Raw genomic sequence first — 19,120 nt, 5'->3', positions numbered from 1 at the left:
CCTTGAGGACCAAGCGATAAATCACCTTTAAGACTGCCGAAACCGGGATAAGGCAAAAGGATTTAAAATTTGTCCTGTACGAAGCCGTCCGACACTGTAACAATTACCAACAAAAAACCCGCCAAAATCTGACGGGTTACATTGTATTTTTTTTATCGCTACGCAAGCAAATCAAGCACCACGGACGGAAACAGCCCCATTGCAATATTCAGTGACAAAGATATAATTGCCGTAGCGTAAAGCAGCACCGGTGTCCCGGGACGCTCTTCGTTCGCTTCTTTGGTGTACATGGCAAGAATCAGCTTAAAGTAATATCCGACGCTGATAATGGAGTTTACGACGGCTACGATCACTAACGCGATATGCCCGGCGCTGATGACCTGTCCGAAAAGCATTAGCTTTGCAAAAAACCCGGCGAATACCGGAATCCCGGCCATTGACAGCAGCGCTCCGGTCAGGATAGCAGCCAATAACGGATTTGATTTCCCTAATCCGTTGAAGTTGACGATATCCTCGTTTTCACGGTTTTTGCAAACGTACAGGATCACACTGAATGCCGCGATCCCGGCCAATGCATAGGCGGCAGAATAATACAACAAGGTCGCAGGAGGGTTTTCGTTTCCTAGAAGGGTCATCAGCAGGAATCCCGCATGGGAAACGCCGGAGAAAGCGAGCATACGCTTTACGTTGGCCTGCCTTAATGCCATTATATTACCCACAGTCATTGACAGCATCGAAACCACCACAATGACGCTCTGCGCTTCAGGAAGATTTACGTTCATTACAGTAGCCAGCTTAAAAAATGCGGCCATGGCGGTGACTTTACCGATGGTACTCATCGTCGCTGTAGTCAGTGCCGGTGCACCCTGGTACACATCCGGCGCCCAGAAGTGGAATGGCACCGCTGCAATCTTAAACAACAACCCGATACTTACAAGTATAATCCCGATGTAAAACCATTCTTCCACGGCGGCCGACATTCCGGCTTCCTGGATTGTTGCCATGTCAAACGAGCCGATTGCCCCATAAATCAGGCAAATCCCGAACAGCAATATGCCGGAAGCAAAAGATCCCATGAGGAAATATTTCATCCCTGCTTCATTACTTTTTAAATTCAGCCTGTTGCTCGCTGCAAGAATGTAGAGCGAAATCGACAATACCTCTATTCCAAGAAAAAACATGGCAAGGTTCTGGAATGACACCAGTGCCACACAACCCGCGAGCATAAAAACCTTTATCGCGATGTAGTCGGAAATCTTGGTTTGGTGGTTCTCATAAAAATTATGGCTTAAGGCCACGAGGAAAATAGTGAGGATGATGAACAGCCCTGAAAATGCCACCGAAAAATTATTTACGGTAACCATGTTGTTGTTTGACGTGATGATGGCATCGTATTCGGAAATGTCCAACGCCAAGGCACCCAGCAGCCCGAGAATGACCAACGGCACGAGCGCTTTCCTCAGGTTGAAGATTTCAAACATCAGGCATAAGACACCTAATCCCGTTATAGCTATTAATAAGTTCATTGTTATCTGACTGTTATCTGTTGATTTGTGATACGATGTTCTCGATGCTTGGCGCAATCAGGTCGGTGATCGGTTTGGGATACATCCCGAAAAAGAAAAGGACACCGATAATGGCTACCATAGTGATGGCCTCATTGAGCGTCACATCGGTAAAGGGAGTTCGCTTGGCTTTTACATCACCCAGCATAACATTCTGGAACATTTTGAGCATGTAATACGCCCCGAGGATGATCGTGGTTCCGCCCAGCACCGCGTAAATGACGTTGACATGGGACAAACTGTACAAGACCGTAAACTCGCCCACAAAGTTAAATGTTGACGGCAATGCCACCGAAGCAAGTACAAGTATCATGAACATCGACGCGAATTTCGGCGCCTGCAGCCTGATACCGCCCATATCAGCGATGGTCCGCGTTTCGAATCTCCTGTGAATAATCTCCGCAGCGAAGAACAAACCGACCACCACGAAACCGTGTGCGATCATTTGCAGTACCGCACCGCTCAATCCGTCAAAGTTCAAGGCGTAGGCACCCGCAGCGATCAACCCTACGTGGGCCAGTGAAGAATAGGCCAAAAGTTTCTTAAGGTCTTTCTGCTTCAAAGCGACGACTGAGCCGTAAATGACACCGGCAATGCCAAGTCCGATAAGGACCTCCTTGTATTCTCTGGCAGCAAAAGGCGCAATCGGCAACTGCCAGCGGATGACGCTGTACAGACCCATTTTGAGCATAATTCCGGAAAGCAACATCGTGCCCACCGTAGGCGCTTTTTGGTAGACCGTCGCCTGCCAGGTGTGAAAGGGGACGATTGGAATCTTAATCGCATAAGCCAGGAAGAACGCAGCGAAAATCCACAACTGTTCGTCGGCTGTCAGGTCGAGCTGATACAGGTCGGCAATCAGCAGACTTCCCGCTTTCTGGTACAGATATACAAACGCTGTCAACATGAATAAGGACCCTGCAAAAGTGTAAATGAAGAATTTTACAACGGCTTTCTTACGCGCCTCGGCATCGCCGTTGCCCCAGATCAGCGCGATGAAATAAATCGGGATTAAGGCCAATTCCCAGAAGATGTAATACAGTAATCCGTCCGCAGCAAGGAAAGTGCCTGCCATCGCAAACGCCATGAATAATATTAAGGCATACATCGATTTGCCGCTTTTGAACTGATTGCCAAAACCTGAAAAGATGATGACAGGCGTCAACGCCGTGGTCAGGAGGATCATGGCCAGCGACAGGCCGTCGGCATGCAGTGCAAACGAAATGTTTGGTTTAGAAATCCACTGACAGCTGAAATTGATGTCCTGTCCGGCATTGTGCAAATCCAGCAGGCCGATGGACACCCCAAGCGAAGCCAGTCCGAACAAGAGCGCCACTTTCGGTGCCGCCTTATCCCCTGAAAAATAAGTTACAAATGCTCCTGCCAGCAGCAGTATTAATAGGTACGTTACATCCATTATGTAAAAATTATTGAGCTGAAAATGAATAAAAATATCGCGCAAAGTCCGAGTACAAACGCAAACAAATACAGGCCGATGCTCCCGTTATGAAGTTTTCTTCCATAATAACCGAGCTCTCCGGTAGCCTTCCCGAGCCCGAAGATGGTAGCGGATAAGGCGGTTTCGATGTAATCGCGGAAGAAACGGGAGAGTCCGACGATCGGTTTTACGAATACGAAATCGTAGATTTCATCAACATAATATTTGTTGTACACCACTTTCGTGATACCGGTAATTTCCGCATCCACAGGAGGGACCTGTTTCTGCTTGATATATTTCATATAAGCCAATACGATTCCGAGGACAGCGCCCGCTGTGGCAATCGCCATCAATACGTATGCTTCATCAGTCAGCCCGTGATGTGCCGATTTCTTACTACCTTCGAAAAGGGGTTCAAGATAATGATTGAGCCAGCTTCCGGTAGGCAAACTGATCAAACCCCCGATTGTGGCCAGGATTCCCAGTACAATCAAAGGGAAAGTGATGAGTCCCGGACTTTCGTGCAAATGATGTTTCTGTTCCTCGGTGCCGCGGAACTCCCTGAAGAATGTAAGGTACATGAGTCGGAACATATAAAATGCCGTCATAATCGATGCAATCGAACCGACAACATACAACACCATATTGTGCTCATGGGCCACCATCAATATTTCGTCTTTGGACCAGAAACCGGCAAACGGGAATATCCCCGAAATGGCCAGCGTAGACACCATCATCGTCCAGAACGTAATCGGCATGTACTTTTTCAAACCGCCCATATTGCGCATGTCCTGTTCGCCATGAAGTGCGTGGATTACTGAACCGGAACCAAGGAACAAACACGCCTTGAAGAATGCATGTGTAATTACATGAAAAATCGCCACTTCATAAGCCCCAAGCCCTAAAGCCAGGAACATCAGTCCCAATTGGGATACTGTAGAATAAGCCAGTACTTTCTTGATATCATTTTGAGCCAGACCGATTGTTGCAGCCACCAATGCCGTGATAGCACCGACAACCGCAATAATGTTTTGTACATCCGGTACCAGATCAAAAAGGAAATTCAATCTCGTCACCATAAAGATTCCTGCGGTGACCATCGTGGCTGCGTGGATCAATGCCGAAACCGGTGTAGGTCCCGCCATCGCATCCGGAAGCCAGGTGTACAATGGGATTTGTGCTGATTTACCACAGGCACCGATAAACAATGCCAGTGCAGCAACCCCAATCCAGAAATCACGGTAGTCAACACCGGCGACAATCTGGGTTTTTAACACGTCAAAATCCAGAGTAGAGAATGAACCTGCCAATATGAAAATACCGATCAGCAAACCGAGATCCCCGATACGGTTCATGATGAATGCCTTCTTCGCCGCATCATTATAATCCTGGTTTTTGTACCAGAAACCAATCAGCAGATAAGAACACAATCCAACTCCTTCCCAACCGATGAACATCACCAGAAGGTTACTTCCCATCACGAGCGTAATCATAAAAAATACGAACAGGTTCAGGTAAGCGAAAAATTTATGCATATTTTCATCATCGTGCATATAACTGATGGAATACAGATGGATCAACGATCCTATTCCCGTGACAAACATCAGCCACAACAACGAAAGCTGGTCTAAAAGAAATCCGAAACCAATCTTGACATTGGCCACTTCCATCCAGTCAAATACGGTAATCTTAACCGGAGCATGCCCATTGTTGATGTCCATGAAAAATACCAGCGTAATAATAAAAGATACCACTACTGAGGCCGTCCCAATCATACCGGAAACCGATTTGCCGAGGCTTTTACCAAAGAAAACATTGATAAGAAAACCTATAAAAGGCGCTAATAACAACACTAAAGCTACATTGGTATCCATTAATTATCCTTTTAATTTTTTAAGGTAAGCCACATCGATCGAGCCTACATTTCTGAAAATAGACACCACGATGGCCAATCCTACGGCGACTTCCGCAGCGGCAACAGCCATCGAGAAAAACACAAAAACCTGTCCCTGGGCGTCCTGATGATACGTTGAAAAAGCAACGAACAACAAATTCACCGCGTTCAGCATGATTTCAATCGACATGAAAACGATAATCGCATTCCGGCGGTACAACACCCCGAAAACACCCAGGCAGAATAAGATTGCCGAAAGGAAAATATAATTCTGTATGCCTATCTGTTCTAATATATTCTGCATCTTATTTTTTTTCGGTTATTTCTTTTTTAGACAACAATACCGTTCCGATCATCGCAACCAGCAACAATACCGAAGCGAATTCAAACGGCACCATATAGCCCTCTTTTCCGTCAAGCAGCACACGGCCCAACACCTTAATCGATTGATAGTCGGTGTTTTCCTGAATGTAGATATCGGAAACAGGCTTCGAATTCATAAACAGCGCAATCAATATCACACACATGATCCCGAAAAGCGTAATGGCCACAAAACGCGCCATCCGTGGCTTATGCACTTCATCTTCCTTGTTCAGGTTCATCAGCATCACCGTAAACAGGAACAGGATCATAATCGCCCCGGAATACACGATGACATGCACAATCGCCAGGAACTGCGCATTAAGCAACAGATAATGGCCAGCAATCGAGAAAAAACAGATGACGAGGTAAATCGCACTGTGAATTGGGTTTCTGGAATAAATCGTCAAAAATGCGCTGGCCAGCGTGACGGCAGAAAGGATGTAAAATATCAGTAAAGCTGTCGCCATCAGTTCGCGTTTTTAAGTTGGGCATTCTGCATCGCCTGCGTGAGCGGCATCACCAGTTTGTGTTTCCCGAAGATAAAATCCTCACGCTGATATTGCGATGGCACGAGCACCTTTGATTCGGTCAGGTAAATCGCATCTTTCGGACAGGCTTCTTCACACAGTCCGCAGAAAATGCAACGCAGCATATTGATTTCATATACTGACGCATATTTTTCTTCGCGGTACAGGTGCTTTTCTTCCGGTTTGCGCTCTGCAGCGGTCATCGTGATGGCTTCGGCCGGGCATGACAAAGCACAAAGCCCACAGGCCGTGCAATTTTCCCTTCCCTGTTCGTCGCGTTTCAGCAAATGCTGCCCACGGTAGACTTTACTTCTCTCGCGTACCTGCTCCGGATATTTTACGGTCACTTTCCTTGTAAAAAGGTGCCTGATCGTGATGAACAGCCCCTTTACAATCGCTACCAGGTACAGGCTCTCCCAAAAAGTCATCTTTTTGTCGGAAACCTCTTTTTTCCTGCCCGATAATGAAATCGTTTCTATTGACATTTTATATTTTTTTTATTTGAAGCTATTCCCGCTATCCGCTGCAATCTTTTTGCCACTCCGTTGCACTGCGTGGAAGATTTCCCTCCGCTGCGCTCCGGGTAATCCAAAAAGGATTTCCGCTGCTATCGGGGCTAGGCGCTTGTACTCAAATTTACATTCCCAGTGCCGACATGATTTCCGGCCACAACATCACGATGCCCGTGATGAAAATATTCACGATCGCAATCGGGATCAGTCCCTGCCATCCCAGACGCATCAACTGGTCATAACGGAACCTCGGAATCGTCCACCTTACCCACATGTAAAAGAAAATGAAGAAACAGATCTTTGCAAACAATACGCCGAACCCGATAAGGTTGGCCGCATTGACGCCCCAGTTCTCCAACGCCCAGGACATGCCCGGATAGTTATACGCCCCGAAATACAGCACTGCTAAAATCGTCGAAGAGATAAACATACTTGCGTATTCTGCAAACAAATAGAATCCCATACGCATCGACGAATATTCCGTATGATACCCACCGATAAGTTCAGCCTCACATTCCGCAAGGTCAAACGGAGTACGGTTGGTTTCCGCAAACGAACACACCAAAAAGATAATAAAGCCGACCGGCTGGTAAAACACGTTCCAGTTCATGCCTTGCTGCCCTGCGGCAATTTCGCGGAGGCTCAGCGTTCCGGTCATCATCAACAAGGCGATAATCGACAATCCCATCGCGACTTCGTAAGAGATCATCTGCGATGCGGCACGCATGGCACTCATCAGCGAGAACTTATTATTTGATGCCCAGCCGCCAATCATAATGCCGTAAACACCCACCGAAAGCACACCGAAAATGTACAACAGGGCCACATCGATATCTGTAGCCTGCAACACCACCGTCCTTCCGAACATTTCGAGCTTATCGCCCCACGGGATTACCGCGCTGGTCATCAATGCCACACTCATCGAGATGGCCGGCCCTGCGACGAACAGGAATTTATTGGGTGTATCCGGTAAAAACTCTTCTTTCGAAAATAATTTCAACCCGTCCGCCAATGGCTGGAGTAGTCCCCACGGTCCCGCACGGTTTGGCCCGATACGGTCCTGAAGCCAGGCCGCTACTTTACGCTCCGCCCAGGTAGAATACATCGCCATCAGCATCGTCAGTCCGAAGATGACGAAGATGAAAATACTTTTCTCTATGATTATGCTGCTCTCCATCCGTTAAATATTGCCATGTTTAAATGCATCCTGCTCTTCCGGTTTCAGCGGTACAGACGGCATACTGATTTTCTTTCGGTCCTGGTCACGGCCCTTAAGGATATTTTTCTCAGTGTCGATTACCACCGTATCCAAATCCCTGGTATAGTTATTCTGGTTGATTACCGAATCTTTTTCGAATTTCCGTGGCCCTTCAATCACCCAGTCTTTCGGGTCTTTGTGGTCAAAACGGCATTCGTTGCAGATGAATTCTTCTACTTCGTGGAATTCATCTTTCCTTCCGGTGACCCTTTGGATTTCATTCCCAAACATCCAGACTGTGGTTTTCCCGCAACACTTCGTACAATTCCTGTGCGCATTGTATGGTTTATTGAACCAAACCCGCGATTTAAAACGGAAAGTTTTATCGGTTAAAGCACCGACAGGACACACGTCGATCATGTTTCCTGAAAACTCGTTGTCAATGGCTTTTGAAATACAGGTCGAAATATTGGAATGATCCCCACGATCCATGACGCCATGCACGCGGTTGTCTGTCAATTGATCGGCAACCATCACACAGCGGTAGCAAAGGATGCAACGGTTCATATGCAGCTGGATGTTCGGGCCGATATTTTCGGGCTCGAATGTCCTTTTCTCTTCGATAAAACGCGTTTTTGATTTTCCGTGCTTGAAGCTTAGGTTCTGCAGGTCGCATTCCCCGGCCTGGTCACACACAGGGCAATCCAGCGGGTGATTGATCAACAGGAATTCCGTTACCGATTTTCTTGCTTCTTCCACCCTTGGCGACGATTTGCTGTTCACTTCCATACCGTCCATACAGCCGGTAACGCAGGAAGCCATCAATTTCGGCATCGGACGTGGGTCGGCTTCGCTTCCTTTGGAAACCTCGACAAGGCAGCAACGGCATTTTCCGCCGCTTCCTTTTAACTTCGAATAGTAGCACATGGCCGGCGGGACAGATTCCCCACCGATCATACGCGCAGCCTGCAGGATGGTTGTCCCTGGTTCTACTTCAATGGCTTGACCGTCTATGGTTACTTTCATTTTTATATCTTATTGTCCTCTAACCTAAATCAGATTCAATTAATAAAATTCTTATTTATAAATAATGCATCTGTTCGTGATGCCAATCCTTCTCCGGTGTATTCAAATGCGTAAAATCTCACAAAATTAAATCCTTTTCCCGATAAATAATTATACACGTCTCCAAACGACGACTGGCCTATATAATTTTCGTAGAAGAAGACTTCAACATACACAAATTGAATCCTATTTTCATCCATCATTTGGCTGGCTCCCTTCAACACCTGTAGCTCATAGCCTTCCGTATCTGTTTTTAATAAATCTATTTTAAATATGCTGTTGCTTTTGCAATACTCATCAATCGTTATGACATCTACCTTATAGCTGTCAATCAGCTCCGATTTTGTAAAAGATCTTTTGAGCAAAGAATTTAAACTACTCCACGAATACTCATTAAAATCTAATGACCCTTTTTCAGAACCAACAGCCACATTATTTAAGACCAAATTATGTGTGCTCTTATGGCTATCCTTTAAAACATCAAAACATACCTTACTCGGTTCGAAACTATGGATTTCTGACGTTGGAAAAACGACTTTGAACTTACTTACCGTTTGCCCCACATTAGCCCCAACATCAAACAAAACCGGATTCTTCCTTATGTAGCCTGACACTGCCTTTAAATAATCCTCATGAAGCAAAGCCAACGTACTGACCTTATTGATTTTGTATCCTCTTCTATATAAAAAATCCTTAATAAATCGTATCAAGTGGCTCTGAATTAATGTACTATTCTTAAATTAATTCTTTGGAAACCAAATGCTTCACCTGTTCAAACGGTTCGGTGACAAAATGGTCCCTGTTCTTAATCTTCTCCGGGAAACGGACATGGTATTCGAATTCCTCCCTGAAATGGCGTATCGCAGCTGCCACCGGCCATGCCGCAGCATCACCCAACGGGCAAATCGTATTCCCTTCAATTTTGCTTTGGATGTCCCACAGCAAATCAATATCTTCTTCCCTTCCTGTTCCTGTTTCGATACGGTGTAATACTTTTTCAAGCCAGCCTGTTCCTTCACGGCATGGTGAACATTGCCCACAACTTTCGTGATGATAAAATCTCGAGAAATTCCATGTGTTTCTTACAATACATGAGGTGTCATTGTACACAATAAACCCACCTGAGCCCAGCATCGAACCTGTGGCAAAACCACCATCGCTTAAACTTTCATAAGTCATCAGACGGTCTTCTCCATTCGCGGTTTTATAAATCAGATTGGCAGGTAATACAGGTACAGAACTTCCACCAGGCACAAATGCCTTCAACGGACGGTCAGAACTCATTCCGCCCAGATATTCATCAGAATTCATGAATTCGTAGACGCTTAAGCCCAACTCAATTTCATAAACCCCCGGATTTTTGATATGCCCTGAAGCAGAAATCAACTTGGTTCCTGTCGATCTCCCAATACCGATTTTTGCATATTCTGCTCCGGAATTGTTCACGATCCACGGCACTGCCGCAATGGTTTCCACATTATTTACCACGGTTGGATTGGCCCAAAGTCCCGAAACAGCAGGAAATGGCGGCTTGATCCTTGGATTGCCGCGTTTTCCTTCCAACGATTCAATCAAAGCGGTCTCTTCGCCACAGATGTAAGCGCCGGCACCGCAATGCACATATAAATCAAGGTCATATCCTGAACCCTGGATGTTTTTACCCAGCCATCCGGCATTTTTGGCTTCGGCAATCGCCCTTTCGAGGATTTTGTAAACCCACATGTATTCGCCACGGATGTAGATGTATGATAAATTCGCACCAAGCGCATAACTCGACGTAATCATCCCCTCAATCAAAAGGTGCGGAATGTACTCCATCAGGAAGCGGTCCTTAAAGGTGCCCGGCTCTGATTCATCGGCGTTACAAACCAAGTGCCTTGGCTTTCCTGATTTCTTATCGATAAAACTCCATTTCATGCCGGCAGGGAAGCCCGCACCGCCGCGACCGCGAAGTCCGGAAGTTTTGACTTCTTCCACGACCTCATCCGGAGTCATTTTCAGTGCTTTTTCCACAGAAGCATAACCACCCTCACGGCGATACACTTCATAGGTTTTTATACCCGGAACGTTAATCTTGTCTAATAATATTTTTTGTGACATATTATTTATCGTGTAACGTGATTTTATTATCGCGGCAATCAACAATCAGCTGATCGATTTTTTCTTCATTCAGATGCTCAAGATAAAAATCCCCCAGTTGCATCATCGGGGCGTAACCACAGGCACCGAGGCATTCCACGCCCCGCACCTCAAACATACCGTCCGCAGTCGGTTCACCCACCTTTACGCCCAGTTTACTGCACGTATAATCCATGAGGTTCTCCACGCCGTTTAAGCAGCATGGAGAGGTCTGGCAAAATTCAAACATGAATTTACCGATAGGCCGCTGGTTATACATCGTATAAAACGAAACCACCTCATAAACCTCAACCGGCTTAATGCCAATGATCTCAGCGACTTTGTCCTGCAATTCAATACTGAGCCAGTTGTCGTGGGCGTCCTGGACTTCGTGCAATACAGGCAACAATGCCGACTTCCTCTTATCAGCAGGATAATGACTGCACAGCTCTTCGATACGGGACGAAAGCTCGGGAGTAATATTGATATCCTGTTTGTAATGTGTTCTCTCCATAATTTAAGCGTCTAATTCTCCGGCAATCACGTTCAGGCTCGACAAAGTGGCAATCGCATCCGACAGCATCTGTCCCTGTACCATATCGTTAAAAGCCTGATAGTATATGAAACACGGCCTGCGGAAATGCAGCCTGTAGGCTGTACGGCTTCCGTCGGTGACCAGATAAAAACCAAGTTCCCCGTTTCCGCCTTCCACCGGATGGTACACTTCGGTAACCGGAACGGATATTTCACCCATCACAATCTTGAAATGGTATATCAGGGCTTCCATATTATTGTATACCTCATCTTTCGGAGGCAGGTAATAATCTGGCACGTCCGCGTGGTAAGGGCCCTCGGGCAGTTTTGCCAGGGCCTGTTTGATAATGCTCAGACTTTCCCAGACTTCCGCATTCCTTACGCAAAAGCGGTCATACGTATCGCCTGATTTTCCGACCGGGATATTGAATTCAAAATCTTCGTACGAAGAATACGGCTGCATCACGCGGATGTCATAATCTACTCCGGCTGCGCGTAAATTCGGGCCCGTAAAACCGTAATTGATTGCCTTTTCAGCAGAAATCGGACCGACGTTGATGGTACGGTCCATAAAAATCCTGTTCCGGGTGAGCAGGTTTTCGAATTCCCTCCAGATGGGTGGAAATTCTTCAAGTAAAGTATTTAATTTTTCGAAAGCCAGCGGACTCCAGTCTCTTTCGAAACCGCCTATCCTTCCCATATTCGTGGTCAGGCGGGCGCCGCAGATTTCTTCATAAATTTCGTAAATCTTTTCCCTGTATTGGAATACATAGAGGAAGCCTGTCAAAGCCCCGGTGTCAACACCCAGGACGGAATTACAGATGATGTGGTCAGCGATACGCGCCAGTTCCATCACGATGACACGCAGGTACTGTGCTCTCTTCGGCACTTCAATCCCCAGTGCTTTTTCCAAAGTCATCCACCAACCCATATTGTTGATCGGCGAAGAACAATAGTTCATCCTGTCGGTCAGCGGCGTGATCTGGTAAAACGGGCGGTTCTCGGCAATTTTTTCGAAAGCGCGGTGGATGTATCCCACGGTCCCTTCCCCATCGATGATTCTTTCGCCATCCATCAAAAGGATGTTCTGGAAAATACCATGAGTAGCCGGGTGTGTAGGTCCTAAGTTAAGGATGGAAAGCTCACTCCCGTCTTCGTTCTTGCGCTGCTCGATGATTCCTGCGTACCTTAATTCCGGCGGTAATAATAAGTCTGACATATATTATTTCAATGACATTATTAACAATTATCTGTTGTCCTTCCAAAGAAACGGTCGTCTTTGTCGGTCCTGCCGCCGTCTTCGAGCGGGAATTCCTTGCGCATCGGGAATGACTGCATTTCGTCCATATTCAAAATACGCTTCAGCTGCGGATGCCCTTTAAAGATAATCCCGAAGAAATCATAGGTTTCCCGTTCCTGCCAATTGGCGCTTCGGAACAACCCCGTGACCGAATCGATTTCAGGTTTGTCAGCCGGCATAAAACACTTAATGCGCACCCTGACGTTGTCCATCCAGTTGTGCATGTGGTAGACCATCCCGAATTGCCTTCCTGCTTCCGCGTCCGGAAAATGCATCCCGCACAACGTCGTCAGGAAATTAAACCGCATGGTTTTATCATCTTTTAAGAATCCCATCACTTCCGTGATATTTTCGGTCTGCACCTCAAAAGTCAGGATATCGTGAATTTGCTGGAAGTGGCGTACTTTGTCACCGAACTGGTCGGTTAGGGTATTTTGTATGACAGCAGTTTCTAAAGCCATTATTATTTGATGTTATAAGAAGCCAGCAACTCGGTGTATTCCGGAGAACTCCTTCTTCTTACTGATTCAGATCGCACAAGGTCCTGCAGGCGCATGATGCCGTCAAGGATTTGTTCCGGCCTGGGCGGACAGCCGGGCACGTATACGTCAACCGGGATCACCTTGTCGATACCCTGCAACACGGAGTACGTATCAAAAATTCCGCCAGAACAGGCACAGGCACCCACCGAGATAACCCAGCGCGGTTCGGCCATCTGCTCGTAGACCTGACGTAAGATTGGCGCCATTTTTTTCGCAATGGTTCCCATCACCAGCAACATATCGGCCTGCCGCGGCGAGAAACTCATACGCTCTGAGCCGAAACGCGCCACGTCATAATGTGATGCCATCGTAGCCATAAACTCAATCCCGCAGCAGGAAGTCGCAAACGGCAATGGCCAAAGTGAATTGGCACGCGCCATCCCGACAACAGAATCCAGCCTCGTTGCAAAAAAACCTTCTCCTGAATAACCTTCAGGAGCCGGCGCATTGGTTATTATTTTTGAATCGCTCATTTTAAAAATTTTTGAATTGAGAATCAAGAGTCAGCAACCTGAAAATCGGATCTGACATCCCAGTTCTAAAATCGGTTAGTCCCACTCGAGGCCCTTCTTCTTCATTACATAAAAAAATCCGACCAGCAACAGGATCATAAATACACCCATTTTCAGCAGTCCGTCGATGCCCATGTCCTTAAAGTTGACAGCCCATGGATACAGGAAAATCACCTCGACATCAAACAACACGAACAGGATCGCGACGAGGAAATATTTTACCGAAAACGGCACGCGTGCGTTTCCGATGGATTCGATCCCGCATTCGAAAGACTTGTCTTTATTTTTGGAATGCCTTTTCGGGCCCAGGAAACTGGAACCGATAATCGTCAGCACTACAAATCCGACCGCCAGAAGCATCTGGATTAAAATCGGGAGGTAATCCGTTTGGGTTGAATGCATAATCAGCTGTAAAAAAATTTGGGAACAAAGATAACTTGCGGGTATTGAAATCACAACCCAAAAGCCAAATTTCGTACCTACTATATCGTTATAAAATCGTAATTTTTATTGATTATAAATAACGCTTTGTACCGATGTTTAGCGGTTCAGCCACCAAAGGCTGCCGTTGAGCACCAACGCAAACGAAACCCAAAGCAGGTAAGGGACAAAAAGCCAGCCCGAAACGGCATTAATCCTTCGGAACTTGTACCAGGTTTCATAAATCATGAGCCACAGAACAATCATTTCGATAAACGCGAGCAACGGATTCTTAAGCATGAAAAAGAGGAACGACCAGGCCGCATTGAGTGCGAGCTGGATCCAGAAAAAACGCAACGCCGATGCAACCTCCTCACGCCTCGATTCGATTTCAGCCCAGACCAGTCCCGCAGCCACGCCCATAAAAACGTAAAGTGTGGTCCAGACGGGCATGAAGACTTCCTTAGGGGGATTGAATACCGGTTTTTTAAGCGTTGGGAACCAATCGTTCCCCCCGGATTGGGTCGCAATCCCTGAGCAATAGCCGATACCGAGGCAGGTGGCGACGAAAATCAAAATCCTGAAATACTTATTCATGTTTTTTTCTTAAAAGTAGTAAAAACCTGTCGGAACAAAAAAAGTATCTTTGCAGCAAATACATTTTATGGATCCCGAGACGCAATTCCTCCCGAAAAAATACACGAATGATCTTACCCAGGGCAGCGTGAGCGTGTCTGCGCCCAGCAACATTGCACTGGTGAAATACTGGGGAAAGAAAGAAAACCAGATTCCTGCAAATCCGTCGGTGAGCTTCACGCTGAGTCATTGCAAAACCATTACTACGCTGGCCTTCGCCGAAAAAAATAACGACGGCTCGTTTTCATTCGAACTGCTTTTCGATGGCAGGCCGAAGGACGATTTCAAGCCCAAAATCGAAAAATTCTTCGAAAGGATCCAGGCCTACGTGCCGTTCCTGAAAAAATATCATTTCACAATCGACACCAGAAACACTTTCCCGCACAGTTCCGGAATCGCCTCTTCGGCGTCGGGAATGGCGGCGCTGGCTGTGGCATTGATGCAGGTTGAAAGGCAGCTTTCACCTGAAATCAACGACGATTATTTCTACCGGAAAGCCTCCTTCCTGGCACGACTCGGATCCGGAAGCGCCTGCCGCAGCGTCAGGGGCGATGTCGTAATCTGGGGCGCGCACGCTGATTTCCCAGAAAGTTCCGATAGTTATGGCCTTGCATTCCCGCATCCGATCCACGACAATTTCAGGCAATATCAGGACACTATCCTGCTGGTTGACAAAGGCAAAAAGGAAGTGTCAAGCACCGTCGGGCACGATTTGATGCACGGGCACCCGTTCGCGGCACAGCGGTTTTCGCAGGCCCACCACAATTTAAGCAGGCTCAGCGTCGTTTTGCAAAACGGGAATCTCGAAGATTTCGTAAGTATCTTGGAAAGTGAGGCGCTGACGTTGCACGCCATGATGATGACCTCGATGCCATATTACATCCTGATGAAGCCGCATACGCTGGAGATCATCAACCGCATCTGGGCATTCAGGAAACACACCGGAATTCCTGTTTGTTTCACGCTCGATGCCGGTGCGAATGTACATGTGCTTTATCCCGAAAACGTTAGCGTGGAAGTTTTGGACTTTATTAAGACGGAATTAGTTGGCTATTGCGAAAATGGTCAGTATATTTGTGACACGATTGGCCATGGGGCTGAATTAATTTGACATAAAAATATGAAAGGACCTTTATTCTACTCCAAAATACTGCTATTCGGCGAATACGGTATTATCAAGGATTCCAAAGGATTGTCAATTCCTTACAATTTTTACAATGGCGCCCTCAAATCAGACGGAAATCCTGCAGCTGAGGCAATCAAATCCAACGCCAACCTCAAAAGATTTATATCGCATCTTGAAACGCTTCAGGCAGAGCAGCCGGAGTTGGTGCAGTTTGACTTAGGCGCCCTTAAGAAAGACGTTGAAGCGGGCATGTATTTCGATTCCAGCATCCCGCAGGGTTATGGCGTGGGCAGCAGCGGCGCATTGGTGGCTGCGATTTACGACAAATACGCGAAAAATAAGATCACCGTTTTGGAAAACCTGACGCGTGAGAAGCTTCTGACACTCAAGAATATCTTCGGGCAGATGGAATCGTTTTTCCACGGGAAAAGTTCGGGCCTCGATCCTTTAAACAGCTATTTGAGCATCCCGATCTTAATCAATTCCAGGGACAATATCGAAGCCACCGGCATCCCCACCCAAAGTACTTCCGGGAAAGGCGCCGTGTTTTTGCTGGACTCAGGAATTGTCGGTGAAACCGCACCGATGGTGAATATCTTCATGGAAAACCTGAAAGACAAGGGCTTCCGTACGATGTTGAAAAACCAGTTCGTGAAATACACCGATCTTTGTGTTGAGAATTTCCTCGGCGGCGACCGCAAATCGCTGTTTTCAAATACCAAGAAACTGTCAAGGGTCGTCTTGGACAATTTCAAGCCGATGATCCCCGAGCAATTCCACGGTATCTGGCAAAAGGGCATTGACACGAACGACTATTACCTCAAGCTTTGCGGCTCAGGCGGCGGCGGCTACATCCTCGGATTCACCGAGGACCTGGAAAAAGCCCAGGCTTCCCTGAAAGACTACAAACTGGAAGTCGTATACCAATTTTAAAAACGCTCAGGTGCAAGTTACAAGGTACACCTATCCTGCATTACCGACCAGTCTGCAACCTGTAGCCTCTGCGCGCTTTCAATCATGCTAAGCAGGAAGAACCGCCTGCTGTTGATGAAGATCGTGAGTTTGTTCTCCGTAGTGCGCGGCTACAATATCCCCGTCATCATCCTGGCACAATACCTCTCAGCGATTTTCATACTGGCACCCGGAAACTCCCGTGCGCTCGACGTTCTCCTGGACTGGCGCTTGTTTGTCCTGGTGACTGTCTCGTCCTGTTGTATCGCGGCGGGCTACATCATCAACAATTTTTACGACGCCAAAAAAGACCTGATCAACCGGCCGCAGAAGTCGATGCTCGACCGGCTGGTCAGCCAGAAAACCAAACTATCGGTGTATTTTGGCCTCAATTTCCTGGCTGTGGCTTTGGGGTTACTGATCTCCTGGCGGGTAAGTCTGTTCTTCTCCGTATATATTTTCCTGATTTGGTTTTACTCACACAAGCTCAAGAAATATGCGATTATCGGCAATGTTACGGCAGCGTTCCTGGCGGTATTTCCCTTTTTCGGACTCCTGATTTATTTTTTCAAGACCCAGTTCGAGGACTACGACCTGCAAAAAGCAGGCATCATTTTCAGCCATGCGAGTTTCCTGTTCCTGCTGCTGCTGATACGTGAAATCGTCAAGGATCTCGAGAACCTTGCGGGCGACCTGGCCAACGGCTACAGCACCATACCGATTGAATATGGTGAGAAAGCGGCCAAAAAAGCCATTTCCTTCCTCGCTTTTTCCACACTTTTTCCGGTATACCTGCTTATCGAAGACTATGACGTGGGCTACATGGACCTGTATTTCTACACCTGCCTGGTTGCTTTGGTTTTCTTCAACATCTACCTCTGGAAGTCGGACAACAAGGCCCAATACCTGCGCCTGCACCTCACCTTAAAGACGCTCATCGTCGCGGGTATTTTCTGCATCGTGCTGATCGATCCTTCGGTATTATGGCACGGACGCAATTTGTTGTAATTTTTCTGAGAAGCTGATCCCGTTATCGGCCATATCTTTGTGCTGCTAAAGAAGCAGCAGCAAAGGATATATGCCTCTACCGGGGCTAGGCGTTCCGTGTCATAATAAACCCTATCTTTGCAAAAAATTTCAGAATACCATGACGAACAGGGAAGGAAGTAACAAACGCGGAGGTTCGAGACCTGGCAGCGGCAGGCCATCAACAAACAAGCCGAAGCCGCCTATGCCAAAACGCGCACAGGGAAAGAAAGCGGCACCGGAGACGGCTGCAGGAAAACCTGCGGGAAAATTCGCCAAGCCGGCTACAAAAACCCCGAAACCGAAAACCCCTAAGAACCCGGACGAGATCCGACTGAACAAATACATTGCCAATTCCGGGATGTGTTCGCGTCGCGATGCAGACATCTACATCCAGTCGGGTAACGTGAAAGTCAACGGAATCCCGGTCACTGAAATGGGCTACAAGGTAAAAAAAGGCGATGTGGTCAACTTCGACGGCAACCTCGTTACACCGGAAAAGAAAGAGTACATCCTACTGAATAAGCCCAAGAACTTCACTACTTCTTCTGATGAAACCGGAGAAATGCGCAACGTGCTCGATCTGGTGCGTGGTGCCACCACCTCTAAAATAAGCCCGGTAGGCCGTATGGATAAGAATACGACCGGTTTGCTGCTGCTCACCAATGACAATGACATCATCACTAAATTCACGCAGACCAGCCAGCGCTCGTCTAAAATTTATCAGGTTTCGCTTGACAAAAATCTAAAATATGAAGACCTTGAGAAAATCGCAAAAGGCCCGATGATAGAAGAGCACAAGGTGTATGTGGAAGAAGTGAGTTACATCGAAGACCAGCCGAAAAATGAAGTGGGCCTAAAGTTGAAAACCTCGAATGTCAAGATTGTCCGCACCATTTTTGAGCATTTCGGATATGACGTTTTGCGTATCGACAGGGTGGCTTTTGCCGGACTTACAAAAAAGAACCTGCCACGCGGCAATTGGCGATTCCTTACCGAACAGGAAATCATCAACCTCAAAAACAGTTGAGTTTGGAAAACCAGAATGAAAATATAGCACGGCAGTGGTTCGACGCCTTTAACAACCACGACCTGGAGAGACTGCTTTCGCTTTACGATGACAACGCGATACATTTCAGCCCGAAATTAAGGCTGCGTAAACCGGAATCAGATGGTTTTGTAAAAGGAAAAGCGGCTTTACATGATTGGTGGGAAGATGCGTTCACGCGCTTGCCTCAACTTCATTACCGCGTCACATCGCTTACCGCCAACGGGCAACGCGTGTTTATGGAGTACGTGCGTTCGGTGCCGGGCGAAGCCGATATGGCCGTCGCAGAAGTATTGGAAATCAAAAACGGTAAAATTACCGCCTCACGTGTGTACCACGGCTAAA

Annotated in this window: 21 protein-coding genes; 5 read left to right on the top strand and 16 right to left on the bottom strand. The window is 47.0% G+C overall.

Annotated features, from left to right (window positions below):
- Positions 1–158: 158 nt before the first annotated feature.
- The 16 genes from HYN48_RS05420 to HYN48_RS05345 form a co-directional block, all read right to left on the bottom strand.
- Positions 159–1,526 (bottom strand): NADH-quinone oxidoreductase subunit N, encoded by a 1,368-nt coding sequence (locus HYN48_RS05420; protein WP_108370156.1) that lies wholly within the window; start codon positions 1,524–1,526, stop codon positions 159–161.
- A gap of 13 nt (positions 1,527–1,539) precedes the next feature.
- Entirely contained in the window at positions 1,540–2,982 is a 1,443-nt protein-coding gene (locus HYN48_RS05415) for a complex I subunit 4 family protein (RefSeq protein WP_108370155.1), read from the bottom strand.
- Entirely contained in the window at positions 2,982–4,877 is a 1,896-nt protein-coding gene (gene nuoL, locus HYN48_RS05410; protein WP_108370154.1) for an NADH-quinone oxidoreductase subunit L, read from the bottom strand. Before nuoL ends, HYN48_RS05415 begins: the two co-directional genes overlap by 1 nt.
- 3 nt (positions 4,878–4,880) lie before the next feature.
- On the bottom strand, positions 4,881–5,201 hold the full coding sequence (gene nuoK, locus HYN48_RS05405) for an NADH-quinone oxidoreductase subunit NuoK (protein ID WP_108370153.1): 321 nt from the start codon (positions 5,199–5,201) through the stop codon (positions 4,881–4,883).
- Position 5,202: 1 nt separating this feature from the next.
- Positions 5,203–5,727: an NADH-quinone oxidoreductase subunit J family protein gene (locus HYN48_RS05400; protein ID WP_108370152.1), complete on the bottom strand. Its 525-nt coding sequence runs from the start codon at positions 5,725–5,727 to the stop codon at positions 5,203–5,205.
- A complete protein-coding gene (locus HYN48_RS05395) occupies positions 5,727–6,272 on the bottom strand; it encodes a NuoI/complex I 23 kDa subunit family protein (protein WP_108370151.1) in 546 nt (181 codons plus the stop codon). The genes HYN48_RS05400 and HYN48_RS05395 overlap by 1 nt, the downstream gene beginning before the upstream one ends.
- Before the next feature lie 151 nt (positions 6,273–6,423).
- Positions 6,424–7,476: an NADH-quinone oxidoreductase subunit NuoH gene (nuoH, locus tag HYN48_RS05390; protein WP_108370150.1), complete on the bottom strand. Its 1,053-nt coding sequence runs from the start codon at positions 7,474–7,476 to the stop codon at positions 6,424–6,426.
- Between the two features lie 3 nt (positions 7,477–7,479).
- Positions 7,480–8,523, bottom strand: coding sequence for an NADH-quinone oxidoreductase subunit G (locus HYN48_RS05385; RefSeq protein ID WP_108370149.1), 1,044 nt, complete (start codon positions 8,521–8,523; stop codon positions 7,480–7,482).
- Between the two features lie 35 nt (positions 8,524–8,558).
- A complete protein-coding gene (locus tag HYN48_RS05380; protein ID WP_181248536.1) occupies positions 8,559–9,272 on the bottom strand; it encodes an FkbM family methyltransferase in 714 nt (237 codons plus the stop codon).
- A 25-nt stretch (positions 9,273–9,297) separates the two neighbouring features.
- A complete protein-coding gene (gene nuoF / locus HYN48_RS05375; RefSeq protein WP_108370147.1) occupies positions 9,298–10,662 on the bottom strand; it encodes an NADH-quinone oxidoreductase subunit NuoF in 1,365 nt (454 codons plus the stop codon).
- A gap of 1 nt (position 10,663) precedes the next feature.
- On the bottom strand, positions 10,664–11,194 hold the full coding sequence (locus HYN48_RS05370; RefSeq protein ID WP_108370146.1) for a complex I 24 kDa subunit family protein: 531 nt from the start codon (positions 11,192–11,194) through the stop codon (positions 10,664–10,666).
- 3 nt (positions 11,195–11,197) lie between these two features.
- Positions 11,198–12,433, bottom strand: coding sequence for an NADH-quinone oxidoreductase subunit D (locus tag HYN48_RS05365; RefSeq protein WP_108370145.1), 1,236 nt, complete (start codon positions 12,431–12,433; stop codon positions 11,198–11,200).
- Positions 12,434–12,453: 20 nt separating this feature from the next.
- Positions 12,454–12,975, bottom strand: a complete 522-nt coding sequence (locus HYN48_RS05360) for an NADH-quinone oxidoreductase subunit C (RefSeq protein ID WP_108370144.1) — start codon at positions 12,973–12,975, stop codon at positions 12,454–12,456.
- A gap of 2 nt (positions 12,976–12,977) precedes the next feature.
- Complete coding sequence (locus HYN48_RS05355) at positions 12,978–13,529, bottom strand: NADH-quinone oxidoreductase subunit B (protein WP_108373389.1); 552 nt, start codon at positions 13,527–13,529, stop codon at positions 12,978–12,980.
- Between the two features lie 75 nt (positions 13,530–13,604).
- Positions 13,605–13,970: an NADH-quinone oxidoreductase subunit A gene (locus HYN48_RS05350; protein ID WP_108370143.1), complete on the bottom strand. Its 366-nt coding sequence runs from the start codon at positions 13,968–13,970 to the stop codon at positions 13,605–13,607.
- Positions 13,971–14,108: 138 nt separating this feature from the next.
- Positions 14,109–14,585, bottom strand: a complete 477-nt coding sequence (locus HYN48_RS05345; protein WP_108370142.1) for a TspO/MBR family protein — start codon at positions 14,583–14,585, stop codon at positions 14,109–14,111.
- A gap of 67 nt (positions 14,586–14,652) precedes the next feature.
- On the opposite strand from HYN48_RS05345, the gene HYN48_RS05340 reads away from it, so the two are divergent.
- The 5 genes from HYN48_RS05340 (at position 14,653) to HYN48_RS05320 (ending at position 19,119) form a co-directional block, all read left to right on the top strand.
- On the top strand, positions 14,653–15,735 hold the full coding sequence (locus tag HYN48_RS05340; protein ID WP_108370141.1) for a diphosphomevalonate decarboxylase: 1,083 nt from the start codon (positions 14,653–14,655) through the stop codon (positions 15,733–15,735).
- A 9-nt stretch (positions 15,736–15,744) separates the two neighbouring features.
- Positions 15,745–16,683 carry a mevalonate kinase family protein gene (locus HYN48_RS05335; RefSeq protein ID WP_108370140.1) on the top strand — a complete coding sequence of 313 codons (939 nt, stop codon included), beginning with the start codon at positions 15,745–15,747 and terminating at the stop codon, positions 16,681–16,683.
- An 84-nt stretch (positions 16,684–16,767) separates the two neighbouring features.
- A complete protein-coding gene (locus HYN48_RS05330; RefSeq protein WP_108370139.1) occupies positions 16,768–17,709 on the top strand; it encodes a geranylgeranylglycerol-phosphate geranylgeranyltransferase in 942 nt (313 codons plus the stop codon).
- Between the two features lie 139 nt (positions 17,710–17,848).
- Positions 17,849–18,757, top strand: coding sequence for a pseudouridine synthase (locus HYN48_RS05325; RefSeq protein WP_108370138.1), 909 nt, complete (start codon positions 17,849–17,851; stop codon positions 18,755–18,757).
- A gap of 2 nt (positions 18,758–18,759) precedes the next feature.
- On the top strand, positions 18,760–19,119 hold the full coding sequence (locus HYN48_RS05320; RefSeq protein WP_108370137.1) for a nuclear transport factor 2 family protein: 360 nt from the start codon (positions 18,760–18,762) through the stop codon (positions 19,117–19,119).
- Position 19,120: the final 1 nt, after the last annotated feature.

The sequence above is a fragment of the Flavobacterium magnum genome (assembly GCF_003055625.1).
GTDB classification, from domain to species: Bacteria; Bacteroidota; Bacteroidia; order Flavobacteriales; family Flavobacteriaceae; genus Flavobacterium; species Flavobacterium magnum.
The sequence above is the reverse complement of the archived record's forward strand: the minus strand, read 5'-3'. Positions and strand labels throughout refer to the sequence as shown.